Origin of the sequence: Crateriforma conspicua, from assembly GCF_007752935.1 — a bacterium.
GTDB classification, from domain to species: domain Bacteria; phylum Planctomycetota; class Planctomycetia; order Pirellulales; family Pirellulaceae; genus Crateriforma; species Crateriforma conspicua.
In genome coordinates this window covers 1589846-1605988 of record NZ_CP036319.1, presented here as the reverse complement: position 1 = coordinate 1605988, position 16143 = coordinate 1589846, and the positions used below count along the sequence as shown (strand labels likewise).

Below are 16143 nucleotides of genomic sequence, written 5' to 3'. Positions count from 1 at the left end.
CCGCGGGCCGCATCACTGGACATCAGCGCGATCGATGTAGTCTTTCACCCGCTGTCCCAACACGGGCAGCGGGATGGAACCGGCCCCCAGAACGACGTCGTGAAATTCACGCACGTCAAATGAATCGCCCAAAGCTTCTTCGGCCTGTTGTCGCAAATCGGTGATGTAAAGCTGACCGACTTTGTACGCCAGCGCCTGTCCCGGCCAACCGATGTAACGATCGACTTCGGCCACCACGTTGTGCTCCGACAACGCCGTGTTGGCCTTCATGTATTCGATCGCCCGCTGTCGGGACCATCCCAGGGCGTGGATCCCCGTATCAACGACCAGACGACTGGCCCGCCACGCTTCCATGCTTAACCGGCCAAAGTCCTGGTACGGATCCTCGTAGAAACCGATCTCTTTGCCCAAGCGTTCGCTGTACAGCGCCCAGCCTTCGATGAACGCCGTGAATCCGCTTTGTTTTCGGATCGGATGCAGCCCATCCAATTCAGCCTGCAAAGCCAGTTGCAGGTGGTGGCCGGGAACCGCCTCGTGCAACGACAAAGCTTCCAGCTGATACAGCGGTCGGGCGGGCAGGTTGTAGGTGTTGACGTAGTAAAAACCACCTCGCGAACCGTCGGTGGCCGGTGGCCAGTAATACGCCGATGTCGTTTGCGGCGCGACGAAAGCGGGAATCTCGCGAATGCCATAGGGGATCCTTGGCAGACGACCGAAAATCTCTGGCAAACGTCCGTCGGCACGCTTCAAAATATACGCGACTTCCTTCATCAGTTGCTCCGGCGTCTCCGCATAGAACTCCGGTGCAGTCCTTAGATGCGTCAAGAATTCCGGCAAGTCTCCGTCAAAGCCCACGTTCACGCGGATCGCATCCATCTCTTTGCGAATCCGTGCGTTTTCTCGAATGCCCGTCTGATGCAATTCGGTTGCCGTCATGGGCAACGTCGTGAACTTCAAGATTTGGCTGGCGTAAAACTCCCGCCCCTCGGGCAATGCATACGCGGCCACGCTGCCGCGGCACGCCGGAACGTATTGGTCACGCAGAAAAGTCGCAAATCGGCGATACGCCGGAACGACGGTTGATTCGATCGCCTGGATGATCTGCAGCCGCAGCGTTTGCCAGCGTTCCGGATCCAGTCGATCGATCGACTCCGGCGTGATGTTGGTCAAAAACAGCGACTGTTCGGCATCATCCACCACATGGGCTTCGGCCTGGGAAACGCTATCCCGCATGATGATCGCCGGCTGTGTCAATCCGGCGTCCATGCCCGCCTTCAGCAACGTGATCTGCTGATCGGTGTAACGTCCAAAGTCGTTCAAACGGGCGATGTAGTTTTCGAAATCCGGCGACACTTTCAAATTCATCGTTCGCGCAAGTTCGGGAAAGCTGATGTGGAAGCCTTCTCGATTGTTGATCGGCATCAAATAGGTCTGAAAGCGATGGTCATCCTGCTGGCGACTTAATCTCCGGTGCAACAAATCGTGATCGATCGCGTCTTGCCGGTTCAGCGATTGCGGATCGATTTCGTCTAAACGATCCAAGAATTCCGCCCGTTTTTCAAATCGACGCTCGATCGCCTGGATCGAATCGTCGGCCAAGCGATCTTGCCCCCGCGGATCTCCCACGTCGGTGGCCAACATCGGCGATTCATCCAGTTCAAACTCCCAAACGTCGTCCATCAAACGCCGCAGCGTCGGATCGGTGGGCCCGGCGGTGCTGGGGGCCGGTGAATCGGATGAATCCGGGGCAACTGTTTGTCCGCATAAAACGGGCGACAGCGTACAAATGGCGATCAAAAACGCTGCAATGACAGACGTCACGTTTCTGCGAAGCTTCATCAGTGGTCTCGTCCAACGGCTGACAGGGCCGACCCCACCCGGAGTCGTTTCCGATCCAGCTTATCGCAGCACTCCCAACGACGTCAGAGTTCGCCGGAACGTTTTCGCCGGACGTTGGATCAGAGGGCCAAAACCCATCCGGGCTGGTCCACGCCGATTCCAATCCCGCCGGGTGAATGAATTTTCGGAACCCTGCTGAATTGGACGTGTCCGATGCCGGACCGCCAAACGGTTCCGACCGATTGCATGCCGAATCGTCGAAACGCTCGCATCGACGGCTGATTGGTCCAATCGATCGACGCCATCAGGTGATCCACATCGATCATGCGCGAATCCAATGCTTGGCTGCACATCGCCGCGATCAATCGGCGGCCACGGTGCCGTGGATCGGTCGCTGCGTTGAAGATGTATCCCACGCGGTTGGGTAATTCCAACGTTGTTCCCAAGTGGACCGAACGGCTGAAGTTCTCCTCGCTGGGAACGCGTCCGGTCATGATCCACATCGACGACGCCACTTCGTCGCCACGCCGCATTCGCACCGCAATTCGATCTGCCTGAGGCAACACTTCGCAATGATAGCCGTCGGGGATGCCGTGGCCGTTCGCATCACTACGATGCACGTGCATCATGTGTGTGACTTCCAGGAATCCCAGCCGCGCCGCGATGCGGTAGCCTAATTTGGTCGTGTTTTCAAACATGGGGCGTCTCTTGGCATAATCAAAGCAAAGGGTTCCGTGCGGCGAATCGCAACCTACTTCACGCCGGCCCGGCGGCTGCGACAATCAGCCACAAGGATGTGACTTTTTGTCACGCCCGATGTTGGTCAAATTGACTTTGCCATCTGTATCGGTGCTGCGGATCATTCCTGATTTGCCAGGTTCCATGCACACCACCCCCACCTGACCACGATCGACCTGACGATTCGATGATGAAAGCTTTGGTTTTGCATCAGTTACAGACCCCGCTGACGCTGCAAGAGCGTCCGGACCTTGATCCGCCGGCCGACGGCGTGGTGGTCGGCCTCAAAGCGGCGTCGCTGAACCGGCGAGATCACTGGATCACCCAGGGCATGTACCCCGGCATCCAGTTGCCAGTGGTCTTGGGGTCCGACGCTTCGGGTGTGGTGATCAAGACTGGGGCTCGTGTCGGGAACTATTGGCAAAACCGCGCGGTGATCGTCAATCCCGGCCAACAATGGGGCGACAACGCTGCCTTCCAAGCCGACGACTTTCACATCACCGGAATGCCCAGCGACGGGTCTTTCGCAACGCAGATGGTCGTCCCCGTCAGCCAGCTTCACGAAAAACCGCTGCATTTGGATTGGCGACAAGCTTCCGCCCTGCCGTTGTCCGGCGTGACGGCGTTCCGTGCACTCTTTACCCAAGGCAAAGCCGAAAAGGGATCGCGGGTTTTGATCACGGGCATCGGCGGTGGCGTCGCGTCCTTCGCGTTGCAGTTCGCGGTCGCCGCGGGCGCCGAAGCCTGGGTCACGTCATCGTCCCCGCTGAAAATTGACCAAGCCGTCGCCTTGGGGGCCAACGCCGGATTTAACTACAAGGACGACGCCTGGCCCCAACGCGCGATTGAAGATGCGAGGCAGTTCGATCTGATCATCGATGGTGCCGGTGGACCGGGCTACGCCAACCTGCTGAAAGTCGCCGCGCCCGGCGGCACCATCGTCAGCTACGGCGCAACGACAGGTGCACCGGAAAAGTTGGATCTGTTCAAGGTCTTTTGGAAGCAGTTGCGTCTGCAAGGATCAACGATGGGTTCCCCCGAAGACTTTGAAAAGATGATCGCTTTTGTCGAACGACACCAAATCGTGCCGGTGATCGATGAAGTGTGCCCGCTGGAAGAAGGCAATCTTGCGTTGGAACGCATGCAATCCTCCCGCCAGTTCGGCAAGATCGTTTTGTCGATGGATCCCGGCGTCGACGCCACCCTGTGACCTGCACCGCTTTGGTTGCTTCAGACCGACGTCCGTCAACGGCGACAACGCCACAGTGTCACGCCGCCCAGGGATGATGTGATCAGCGACGGACTTCAGCATAATGGAGCCTTCGAATTCAAATCTTCAAAGCGTCCCTTGGCCCAAACGCATCGTTTTCCACGACGACATGGCGGGACGCGTCTTTCCCAATCAACTCGATGACCAACGATGGCGTTTCACTTCACGCTTAATCACCCACCGAATCGTTTCACCGCCATTGTCCACGCCGGCCCGGTTTCGCTCATTCTGGCGTGTTTGGTCGGACATGGATTCGCACTGGATCATCCATCGACCGCATCGGCCGATGTTCCAGCGGAGATCGAAGATGCGTCGATCACACAGATCAACAAATTGGATCCTCGCAGCAGCTATTGGCCGTTGCCGCCCGACGCATCTCCTACCTTGGAATACGCAGATTCTCCGTGGGTGAAATCGCTGAACGGGACTTGGCATTTTCACTGGTCCGCCGATCCAAAGGGACGGGCCACCGACTTTGTCGACGATCCGGCCAGCGTGGATGGTTGGGCCGATCGGATCATGGTCCCTTCGACCTGGGAACGTGAAGGTTACGGGACGCCGCTTTACGTCAACATCAAGTATCCGTTCCACGTCGCCCCGCCCAGGGTCATGGATGAACCCGATCCACAGTTCACGTCCCACGATGAACGCAATCCCGTGGGCACCTATGCTCGCAAGTTCCGAGTGCCTGGCGATTGGCCGGACGACATGCGAATCATCCTGCATTTCGGCGGCGTTCGCTCGGCAATGTTTGTCTGGGTCAACGGAATCCAGGTGGGCTATTCCCAGGGGTCACGATTACCGGCGGAATTTGACATCACCGACCACGTGGTCCAAGGCGACAACCGATTGGTGGTGCAGGTCTACAAATTCAGCGACGCGTCGTACCTGGAAGATCAAGATTTTTGGCGTTTGAGCGGAATCTATCGCGATGTGTTTCTGTGTGCCGTTCCGCGACGTGGCTTGTGGGACGTGTATGCAAAGCCCAGTGTGGACCTTTCAACCGCAACCGGATTCGCAAGTCTAAAGTTCGTCGCCTTGCCCGATTCGAATCTGGACGTTCGCACTCGCTGGCTTGATCCACAAGGCCGTGAAGTCGCCGTCGGTAACCAGGTTCGCATTGAAGATGTTCAGCTGTGGTCTGTCGACCATCCGGCGATTTACACCGCAGATGTACGCGTGGATTCCAATCGCAAAACCATCCAGCGGTTCTACTTGCCGGTCGGGTTTCGACACTTGGGTATCGACAACGGCATCCTGAAACTTAACGGTACGCCATTGAAGATCCGAGGCGTGAATCGCCACGAATTTGATCCTGTCACCGGCTATGTCATGACGCCGGAACGGATGCGGCAAGACGCAAGGTTGATGAAACAAGCCAACATCAACTTTGTCCGCACCGCCCATTATCCACATGACCCGCGTTGGTATCGCATCTGTGACGAAATGGGATTGATGTTGATGGATGAAGCCAACGTGGAATCGCACGGTTTAAGCTATCACAAGCGGGTCTTGCCCGGCGATCAACCCGACTGGTCCGATGCCGTGGACCAGCGGATGCGGCGTATGGTCATCCGTGACCGCCAACACCCCAGCGTGTTGATGTGGTCACTGGGCAACGAAGCGGGTTACGGAAATGCGTTCACGCGAATGTACAAGACTTGCCGCGAACATGATCCGGAAAGGCGTTTGATCCAATACGCCGACATGAATCTGGCTGCCGACGTTGACAGCCAGACCTACCCCGACATCCGGTGGCTGCAGGATCACGTCGCCGGCAAAGCCAAACGGAAAAGTGAACGCGGAAAACCATCGTCGGTGGAACAACACGGTCCGTATCCTTCATCACGCCCCTTCTTGATGAATGAATACGCTCATGCGATGGGAAACAGCGTCGGGAATTTGGCCGACTACTGGGAAACCATTCACCAGCATCCGATATTGGTTGGCGGCTTCATCTGGGACTGGGTCGATCAAGCGTTGTATGCCGATCCGGATGATCCCAACAGCGGCTTTCGCTATGGCGGTGACTTCGGCGATTTTCCCAATGACAGCAACTTTTGCATCAACGGTCTGATCGGAGCCGACCGTCGCCCGCATCCTCACTACTGGGAAGTTCAAAAGGTTTATCAGAACGTTCGCTTTGACGACTGGAAACCATCAGCATCGACGGTCACGGTTCACAATGATTTTGCGTCTAACCATTTGAGTGACTTCCAATGGCGTTTCGAAATCTTGCGCGACGGACATCCTTGGAAATCCGGCCATTTATCGGCTCCCGACGTTCCCGCGGGCCGGGACGGTACCGTCGACATCAGTCCGATCACCGCGATTTTGAATTCGACGGGTAGCATCGCGAAAGAACATCATTTCCGAATCAACGTCATCCAGCCGTCAGCCACCACCTGGGCACCCGCCGACCATATCGTTGCCTGGCAGATGTACGCCGTGCCGGGGCAACCGACTTGCAACCCGCCCTTGGAATTCGCCAGCGGCACAACGGAATCGGATGACCAGGGCATCACCGTATCCAACGACGGTGCGTCATTCCACGTCGATGCCACCACGGGCCAGATCGATCATTGGGTTGTCGGCCAGCAAACGTTGTTGCGAGATCCCATGCGTTGGCACTTCACTCGCGTGTGGACCGATAACGACCTGGGCTGGAAAGCCGACGTCAAGATGGCGGCTTGGACCGAGGCCGAAGAATCGATCAACGTCACCGACCTAACGGTCTCTACCGAGGACGGAGTACCAGCGGTGACAGTGTCTGCGGAACTGCTGGATGGGCAGATTCAACTGCGTAGTCATTATCAGATGACTGAATCCGGTGGCATCGCGGCAACGTTTCGCTATCACCCGGTATCCAATCAAGCCATGATTGATCCGGCACGCCTTGGTCATCAGCTATCCGTTCCTTCGCAGTTCGGTCAAATTGAATGGTTCGGTGCCGGCCCCCATGAAAACCACTGGGACCGAAAAACGTCCGCGGCTTTGGGGCGATATCGGTCGACAATCGCGGAATGGGTGACACCCTACGTACGTCCACAAGAAAACTCCAATCGTGCGGACGTTCGGCAGATTCAATTCGTCGCCGACGACGGCCGTACCATTCGATTCCAGGCGACCCACGGCCAACCACTATCGGTTTCTGCTTGGCCGTACACCGAAGACGACCTTCGCCGGGCCCAGCACAACGACGAATTGCCGATCCGAGACACCATCACGATCAATGTGGATCACCGACAAATGGGCGTTGGTGGCGACAATTCTTGGGGGTTGCCCGTCAACGATCCCTATCGCATTGACCCGATGCAGACATACGAATGGGGATTCGTGATGACGCTGCAACAGCCTTCACCCTGACCAAGCACCGATGGACCAATGGGCCGACAATTCATCAACCAATCGGCGTGATGTAGTAGCGGTTCGAAACGCCTTCGATGTCATGGTGGTAATAAAAGCAATCCTGGTCGGCCTGTTCGACGGCGCCGATCAGTTGTGGCAACTCTTCTTGGGTCACGATTGTCCGGACCATCGCAAACGGTTCGCCACTGTGTCCACCCACGCCCGATTGGACGGTATAGGTTCGGTGCTGGCTGGTGTTTCGTATGGATTCGCCGACAGCCTTGTCGTTGCGCGTGATAATGACCAGCATCGTGATTTTGAACTTCTTGTACAAGTTGTTCAGCGTTTCGGTTGACGCAAAGATGTAGATGCAGGTGTACATCAACGTGTTGATGACCGATTCGACTTGGCCGTTTTTCAACAAGTCCATCAGCATCCCAAAGGCCGTCGAAGCGACCGCAGCCAAAACCGCAATTGAACCGACCGGACGCAGGTATTTCATCGCCAGATAAGCGGCCAAGACGTCTTCATCCCCGGTCGAACCACGACGCTGAAAGGCCATGGCTTTTGCCACACCGGCAAGCAAACCGCCGAAGATGACCAAAATGATTCGCTCATTCTGGGGCTCGGGCTGGGCAAACTTCAATTCAGGAAGGATTGCCAAACACCCCACCACCGTCGCCACGACCAACAACGAACGGGCGGCAAACATCCAACTGACTTTGGCAAACGCGAACGTCAAAACGCAGGCTTGAAAAATCAAGTACAACACGATGAACAGCGTGTAGCTGTCAAAGTAATACGAAAACGCGGTGGCAACGCCCTCGGTCCCCGTCAAAATGACCTGCGACGGCAGCACGAAATACTTCAACGCCACCGCATACAGCAAGCCGGAAATCACCAGCCAAATGAAATCAATCGATTGACGAAACACGGATGTCTATTTTCCCTAGTAACGGGTCTGGTCGATCAGCAACAACACCGGGCCAGACGCATTGCGGAAACACTTGCCAAGCGGCGTCTTGCCCGACGTCAATCGTTTCCCATCTCCGTGGCTTCGTCCAGAGACTCATTCAAGACTCGCGCCGGTCGGACGAAAGAGATCCCCTGCATGTTGTCAGTGTCGATCATCACCGCTTCGACAACGGGACTGTTGACCAGTGATCCGGAAGTCCACTGCACGATAAAGCTCGCTCCGCTGCCACCGGTCGTGTCCTTCCGTTCGATCACGAAATCGGTCGACGCCAGCGGGGCAAGACGCAAGGGTTTTTCCAAAAGTTGGCGACGACGTTGCCCGGTGGAATCAAAGTAGTCCACGCGGGTCACCACGATGTCGTTTCGCTCGTCCGTGTTTCGAACCGACAGCGTGACCGCCAACAACCGCGGCTTGGCATCCTGGTGATAGACATGTGAATACGCCGGGACATACAGCGTTTGGCCCTGAACCGGATGCCAAGGCAATTCGACCAATTCCGTCCGCGCATGATCGCGTCCACCGGGCTCCAAAGATTGGATTTCCGTTTCCAACGCCTCGAAACGCAACTCCAGAAAAGCCCAAAAGATCACCAGCGGGATAACGATCGCCAGCAAGATCAGGTATTTCACGAATCGAACGAACTTGTCGCTGTCAGATTCTGTGGACATGGTTGCTGGTGCTTGTCCGGTGGGCGATGCAAATCGAACCGACGCCGGTTCTTGATCCAAGGAACTTATCGAATCGCTATCACGCGTTGTCAATGCCGCTAGCGGACGATGCACCGCCAAACGACGTTCCGCGTCGTTGTTCGGTCATTCCGCCACGGCGTACAACACGCCCGCGTCCCAGTGCAGCGATCGTCCTGTTGCATCGCTACAGCGGATGCGTGTTTGTAACCATGACGGCGACGGGTCGGTGCCGACAAGGCGGGCAACCGCGATCCGCTGGCCAGGTTGCGGATGAAAATCGTCAGCCAATTGAAGCTGGATGGTTCCCGCTAGCGACACTTTGCCATTGACGATCAATGGCGCCGGGGTGTCGGCCCCCACATTCATCTGGATCCGACTGTCAATCCCGGTGGATAAATCGCCGTGAATTTGAATCGATTCATCGATCTGCAAATCGCCGTTCAATACAACGTCAGTCGCCAAGTCCCCGCTGCCTTTGATCACTGCCGATGACTGAACCTCGATCGCTCGACGTGATTGAACGCTGCCGCCGTCCAATCGCAGAACGGAATTCCGGCCAAGTCGCAATTCATTGCGGGCGTCCAATCGCCGCCCCGATGGGACCGCCAACACCTGTGGTGCCGTCGACGTCCCTTCGACGTGCAGCGCCAGCACGCTGGCGTCCGCGTCGACCGTGACCGTTTGTTTCGCCGCCGATGCGTTGACAATTTTTGCGATCCAGGACGCCTGCGGTGCACCGGAATCACGGATGTACTGAACCCCATCGTTCTCGTACACATAATCGGACCATCGATCGGCATCATCGAATGCGCCGTCCCTGTTGCCCGTCCATTCGTGATAGGTGACTGCAAATCCTTTGGGTTCGGTCACCCGTTCCAACAACAAATCGCGGCGCAGCTGATCAACCAACTCCGGATGTTCGGACAACACATCGGTCGTTTCGCCGGGATCGCGTTGCAGGTCGAACAACTGGTACTGTTCCGGACCTTTTCGTCTGACCCTGCGAATCAACTTATAGCGACCTTGGATGATCGATTGCCCATCGGAAGCCTCATGAATCAGGAAAGGACGCTGGCGTGGGGATGGCCGACCGGTCAATTTCGAAACCAACGACACACCATCGATTCCCAACGGTGGCGTCGTCCCCGCCAACTGACAGAATGTCGGCAACCAGTCGGTCACGTCGACCACGTCATCGACGCTGGTGTCCGGCCGAAGATTACCGGACGCGTGGATCGCGTCGGGCCAACGAACCAACAAAGGAACACGAATCCCGCCCTCGGCGATCGAGCCCTTGGAACCCGACAATCCACCGTTGGCATCCAGTTCCTTCAGGTTGTTTCCACGCGGGCCACCATTGTCCGATTGAAAGATGACCAAGGTCTGTGCGGCAATCGAATCGGATTCATCGCCATCACCATTGGGATCATCCAACGCATCCAACAGGTTGCCGATGTGTGCATCAATTCGAGTCACCATTGCAGCCCACTGAACCGTTTGCCGTGACAAGGCATCGAAGCTCGGATCGTCACGATATTCGGCATCCCAATCAGGCAATTGTTCAACTTCACCGAAGGGTGCATGCGGAATCTGGCAGGCCAAGAGCCCGAAAAACGGCTGGCCGGTTTCCTGGTATCGTGCGGCGCCACGCCGAACAAAATCCAACGCTGCAAAGGCATAGTGGTCGTCGCAATAGGCTGGATCGGGATAGCCCGGATCTGATTGACGGGCCGGCAAGGACGGAAAATCGGCTTGGTGATAAGCATCCAATCGGTTGGGGACCAGCGTCAGTCCACCCAACGCATTCACGTCCTCGGAAGTCTTCCAAAGCGTGGGCTGGAAAAACGTGTGGGCACGGACGTGGTGCAATTCTGCAAGCACGTCTTGGTAACCGTGCGATGTCGGAAGTGTCTGAACATTGACGATTTGTGGATCTTGCTGATCTTTCGATCCGCCATAGCCCCACTTTCCCCAATACCCGGTCGCATAGCCGGACGGTGCCAGGCATTCACCGATCGTGATGTCGTCGCGCCTAATCGCCTTCTTGGCGTTATCCGGGTCATTGCGATCGGCAAACGTGTGGCCTTGGTGAAAACCGGTCTGCTGCGACGATCGTGCGGGCGAACAAACGTGACACCCATAGGCACGCGAAAAATTGACTCCCTCGCGTGCCAGTCGATCCAGACTGGGCGTGCGAACGTAGGGCAGCCCCTGCTTTCGACGTTCGAATTGGCCGTTGGGTCCGATGGATCCCCAACCCATGTCGTCCACATACAGATACAAGATGTTTGGACGCATCGGATCGCTATCTGCGGCGACGGCATCGCTGGGCATCCAGGACACCGCGACAGCGCAGGCAAGCAGGAACGTTCGCATGATCGACACCCGAGAATCAAAACCGGACCAATGAACACGCGTCCGACTTTGAAAACCAGATCATCGGACGTCACAGACGAATCGCCGATTCTAACCGGGTGTCATGCACGTCTGTGGCAGCGTAAAAACAGAACGACTGCTGCGCGAGGTCTCAGCGATTGTTGGCCGGCGGCACACGAAACTGGTCGAAACGTTCGGCCGACCAAGCTTCTTCCTCGGGACGCAGCATGAACAACGGTCGTTCCAAGCCGACTTCCCAGTCAAACAGTTTTTGAAACAGTTCGCGAACCTTGTCCGGATGTTTCGCCGCCAAGTCATTTTGTTCGCCCGGATCGTTGGCCAAGTCGAATAGCTGTGCCGGACGATCAGGAAACCGCATCAATTTCCAATCTCCATCGCGAATCGTGCCTCGCGTTTCCTTTTTCCAGTACAGGGTCTGATGAGGCCTGCCCTGTTTTTTCCCCTGCAAGTACGGCAATAGGTTCACGCCGTCCAGTCCGTCGATCGATTCAGGGTCGCCGCCCGCCGCGGCCACAAACGTCGGCAACAAATCCAACGTGATGGCCGGATTATCGAACGTTTCCCCCGCCGGGACTTTTCCAGGCCAGGCAATTAAACCGGGGACACGAATGCCGCCTTCCAGATGCGTCGCCTTAACGCCTGCAAAGGGGAAGTTGTTGGAAGCGTTTTTATCGCTGGGGCCGCCGTTGTCGTTGCTGAACACGATCAAGGTGTTCTGCGACAAACCCAGATCTTCCAGTTGCTTCATGATCTGACCGCAAGCCCGATCCATGGAAAGATTCATCTGCGCGAGTGTGCGGCGATCGCCCGAAAGTTCGGCAAATGCATCGCGATCACGCCCGTCGGCCTGCAATGGCAAGTGCACCGCGTTGAAAGACACAAAAGCAAAGAATGGGCGGTCTTGGTTTTCACGAATGAACTCACACGTCGCATCGGCCAGAACGTCGGTCAAATAGTCTTTCGGTTCTTGGTACTGCGCGAACTGTCGCTCCAACAGATTTTCGCGTTGCGTCTTGTCCGGGTTTGGGTAAGCAAAAAAGCTTCGTGCGCCGCCACGAAACCCAACGAACGTGTCGAACCCACGTCGCAGCGGGTGATAACGATCGGCATACCCCAAGTGCCACTTCCCAAAAATTCCGGTGCGATAGCCTTGCTGTTGCAACACTTGTCCCATCGTTGGGATCGTCGTTGGCATCCCCATCTCGGCATCCAACTGTTGACTGCTGGGGCTCATCACCGGTGGCACATTGTTTTCTTCGAAACCAAAACGCTGCTGATACCGACCGGTCATCAAACCAGCCCGCGACGGACCGCACACCGATGCCGACACATAGAATTGTGTCAAACGCGTTCCCGATTCCGCCAACCGATCCAGGTTCGGCGTCTGCATCACCGTGCTGTCGTGGAATCCGAAATCGGCATAGCCGGCATCGTCGGAAAACAGCAGGACGATATTCGGTTTTGCTTCCGCGCCCGACACGGACGCCGCAGCCAAAACCAGACCGGTAACCATGAAGGCTTGAATCAAACGCATGGATGTAACCTGTGTCAAAATGTGAATCATTGTGTAACGCGAACCTGTCTATTCCTGGTTGGGAGGAGACGTAATCTGAAAGCGAAGTTGGTAATTGCCTGATGGCATCGTTTGGTGGGTCAAGGGGCGTGCCCGCATGCCCCCCAAACCGGTTTGGGAATGATCGATGTTCAGCGTGTAAAAGCCTTGCGGCTTCAATTCATACGTGTGCTTGGCAGCATCAACATCGTCGCGGGCAAAGGCTGACACACTGAAATTGACGGTCTGGTCGGCGTCCATTCGCAGCACCGGTGCCTTTTCGTCGGCACCAAATTCAACCCAGCGAACTCCCATACGGTTTCCAGATTCCTGCGGCATGGTATAGCGATAGGACATTTCATCGGTCGGCAACTGATAGCGTCCAACTTTCGCGCTCCGCTGACGGTCGGGGTAGGCTTCCCAAGGACCTTGGCCAAAGTATTCCGTCTGTTGATACTCCGGCGGGATTCCCATCGTAGCGCCGAATCGAATCAGTTCCGGCAAACTCGGATCCGCATCCAAATCCATTTCAACCCGGACGCGTCCGCCAGGATGAAAGCGATAGACCATCGTCAGCTCGATCGGATGATCGGTGCCATAGGTGACTTCGACGGCCACGCCGCCGGCATCAGCGTCTTCATCAGAACCGTCATCGGGCTCGGCAAGCCGGCACGATTCCAATCGCAGCTTTTCATCCAATTGCCACCAAACGCGACTGTTCTGTTCCAGCCGACGAAAACGTCGATCGTTGTCCGTCAGAGCACGGCGAAAATTGGGTCGCAATGGCTGACGCAGAATCTCATTTCCGTCGATGATCAACGCCGTCAAAAACCCTGTCTTCTTCGACACAGCCGCACGCAACCGGTCGCCGAAGACCTGAATCCGATCCTGCAGTTCGATCGTATCCAGCGTCCCGTTGTTTGCGTTCAACTGATCAGTCTTTGGCGTAGCGTCTTGCAACAAGAACTGTTCGTATGCGACTTCGAAACCGGGATCACACCACGCACGGGCGGACGTTTCATGTGCACTGAATCGAAACCAGTACTCCGACGATGGGTCCCATTGATTCCGTTCCAGATTCACATGCACCACTTGGTCGGCCCCCGGTGCAACGTCCAAGGTGTCCAGGCGGCCCGATGAAATCACCACGCCATCGCGTTGGATCTGCCACCGAAATTCGTACCGCTTCAGATTGGTGAATGCCAATCGATTGACCAGACGAAATTTCCCGGAAACCTTGTCAACCAGATCGAATGCAACCGGCTGGAACACATACTTGCACTCGTAGGCATGCGGCTTTGGCGTGCGGTCCGATGCAAAGACACCGTTCAAGCAAAAATTCCCATCGTTCGGGACATCGCCATAGTCACCGCCGTAAGCGAAATACGACTGGCCCGTTTCCGCGTCAGTCCTTTCAAGTCCTTGATCGATCATGTCCCAAATGTACCCGCCGATCAGATTCGGCTTGGACCGGATCACATCCCAATAATCGCCCAGAGTCCCGACCGAATTGCCCATCGCGTGCAAGTATTCGCAGTAGATAATCGGTCGATCCAACCGTGGGTCGTCCGCCATGTTCCCGACCTGTTCGTACTGCGGGTACATGCGGCTGATCACATCCACGTACGGCGGATCATTGGGATTGGACATACTGGGAAAGGTTTGCGACTTGTATCCGGCCCCCGGCTGGTGATCGGGATCGGTCGGATCACCCTGCGCCCCTTCGTAATGAATGAACCGCGACGGATCAAAGTCTTTGATCCACCCCGCGGCCGCGGCGAACGCCGGTCCACACCCTGATTCATTCCCCATCGACCAACTGATCACACAAGGATGGTTCTTATCCCGCTGAACCATTCGGCTGATTCGGCTAAGGATCGGCATCGCCCAAGACGTTTGCTGGGGGATGTAGCTTCCCAAATGGTGACATTCAATATTGGCTTCATCCATGACATAGATGCCATGCTGGTCACACAGATCGTAGAAATATGGATCATTGGGATAGTGTGACGTTCGCACCGCGTTGAAGTTGAACTGCTTCATCAGCATCACGTCGCGCAAATAATCCTCGCGACGCAACGCCTTTCCGAATCGTGGATTGTGGTCATGACGGTTGACGCCCATGATTTTGACCACTTGGCCGTTGACCAATAACTGATTTTGCTCGTCAAACTCGATCGTACGGAAGCCAACCTTTTGCGTCCGCACTTCGGCGACATCGCCGCTGGGTCCAACGACCTCCAGCAACAGTTGGTACAGATGTGGCGTCTCAGCAGTCCACTTCTTCACGTTGGGGATTTCGGTCGACAGCAATCCGAATTCGTTGACGTCGCGTGGCGTCCAACGCTCATTGACGGTTACAGCGACGGAAATCTCCATTCCATCAGCAACGACACTCTTAGTCTGTGCGTCATACAACGTCGCCCGCAATTTCCAGCCGTCAAAATCGGCATCCGGGTCCTTCAACCAGATGCTCGGACGAATCTTTAGGGTGCCGTCTTGGTATTGATCATCCAAGATCGCCCGGGCGTCGATATCGCTAAGCGACACCGCCGGTTGTGCCAACAGCATGACGTCGCGATGAATCCCGCTAAGCCGCCACATGTCCTGGTCTTCCAGATAGCTGCCGTCGCTCCACCGAAACACTTGGACCGCTAACCGATTTCGACCGGGCGTTAGATATTCGGTGATATCAAACTCAGCGGCCAGGCGACTGCCCTGGCTGTAGCCCACCCTGTGACCATTGACCCAAACGTAGAACGCCGACGAAACGCCACCAAAGTGCAACACCACACTGTGGCCGTCCCATTCGCTGGGGACTTCGAAATCGCGAAAATAGCTGCCGACCGGATTGTCGCGATAGATCCGTGGCGGCAGCGGTGGCATCGGCCCCTTCCAATCAAACTTCAGATCGGGATTCAGAATCCCCGGCGTGAACGGATAGGTGATGTTGGTGTAAATCGGCTGTCCGAAACCTTGCAGTTCCCAGTTGGCCGGCACCGGAATGGTCGCCCAATCCTTCCCCTGAAAATCCTTGGCATAAAAGTCCAAAGGACGCTGATCGGTACTGTCGACGTAGCGGAACTTCCAAGTCCCGTTAAGCGAAACCATCCTGGAAGAATCACGATCCTGTGATAATGCGTCATCAGCCGAAGCGTAGGAGTAACTGGCCACACGCGCCTGCAACTTGCCACGCTCAAAGACGGTTTCGTTTTCCCAATCGGGCTGCGACGCATGAAGCGACACGGAGACGATGGCCAGGCCAAGGCTGGCGACAAAGCGAAGCATGCGAAGTTTTCCGATCACGGATCAATGAAACGGTTGCGCAGGGACA

The 16143-nt window shown here is 56.2% G+C and carries 9 protein-coding genes; 2 read left to right on the top strand and 7 right to left on the bottom strand.

Translation table 11 applies throughout. The annotated features are described in order from the left end of the window. Positions 1 to 12: 12 nt before the first annotated feature. Both Mal65_RS05890 and Mal65_RS05885 read right to left on the bottom strand, forming a co-directional pair. Positions 13 to 1839: a DUF885 domain-containing protein gene (locus Mal65_RS05890; RefSeq protein ID WP_145294777.1), complete on the bottom strand. Its 1827-nt coding sequence runs from the start codon at positions 1837 to 1839 to the stop codon at positions 13 to 15. 119 nt (positions 1840 to 1958) lie between these two features. Continuing rightward, positions 1959 to 2537, bottom strand: a complete 579-nt coding sequence (locus Mal65_RS05885) for an N-acetyltransferase (protein WP_145294775.1) — start codon at positions 2535 to 2537, stop codon at positions 1959 to 1961. 227 nt (positions 2538 to 2764) lie between these two features. Between Mal65_RS05885 and Mal65_RS05880 the strand changes: the two genes are divergently transcribed. Together Mal65_RS05880 and Mal65_RS05875 are read left to right on the top strand one after the other, a co-directional pair. Then, complete coding sequence (locus tag Mal65_RS05880) at positions 2765 to 3787, top strand: quinone oxidoreductase family protein (protein ID WP_196784606.1); 1023 nt, start codon at positions 2765 to 2767, stop codon at positions 3785 to 3787. 210 nt (positions 3788 to 3997) lie between these two features. Further along, positions 3998 to 7213, top strand: coding sequence for a glycoside hydrolase family 2 TIM barrel-domain containing protein (locus Mal65_RS05875; protein ID WP_145294772.1), 3216 nt, complete (start codon positions 3998 to 4000; stop codon positions 7211 to 7213). A 34-nt stretch (positions 7214 to 7247) separates the two neighbouring features. On the opposite strand, the gene Mal65_RS05870 is transcribed toward Mal65_RS05875, so the two are convergent. The 5 genes from Mal65_RS05870 to Mal65_RS05850 form a co-directional block, all read right to left on the bottom strand. Beyond that, positions 7248 to 8129 carry a YitT family protein gene (locus Mal65_RS05870; protein WP_145294769.1) on the bottom strand — a complete coding sequence of 294 codons (882 nt, stop codon included), beginning with the start codon at positions 8127 to 8129 and terminating at the stop codon, positions 7248 to 7250. Positions 8130 to 8227: 98 nt separating this feature from the next. Beyond that, positions 8228 to 8839 (bottom strand): DUF3124 domain-containing protein, encoded by a 612-nt coding sequence (locus Mal65_RS05865; protein ID WP_145294767.1) that lies wholly within the window; start codon positions 8837 to 8839, stop codon positions 8228 to 8230. Positions 8840 to 8983: 144 nt separating this feature from the next. Continuing rightward, positions 8984 to 11236 carry a sulfatase-like hydrolase/transferase gene (locus Mal65_RS05860; RefSeq protein WP_145294764.1) on the bottom strand — a complete coding sequence of 751 codons (2253 nt, stop codon included), beginning with the start codon at positions 11234 to 11236 and terminating at the stop codon, positions 8984 to 8986. Between the two features lie 151 nt (positions 11237 to 11387). After that, positions 11388 to 12791 carry a sulfatase-like hydrolase/transferase gene (locus Mal65_RS05855; RefSeq protein ID WP_145294761.1) on the bottom strand — a complete coding sequence of 468 codons (1404 nt, stop codon included), beginning with the start codon at positions 12789 to 12791 and terminating at the stop codon, positions 11388 to 11390. Between the two features lie 48 nt (positions 12792 to 12839). Next, positions 12840 to 16097, bottom strand: a complete 3258-nt coding sequence (locus Mal65_RS05850) for a glycoside hydrolase family 2 TIM barrel-domain containing protein (RefSeq protein ID WP_145294758.1) — start codon at positions 16095 to 16097, stop codon at positions 12840 to 12842. Positions 16098 to 16143: the final 46 nt, after the last annotated feature.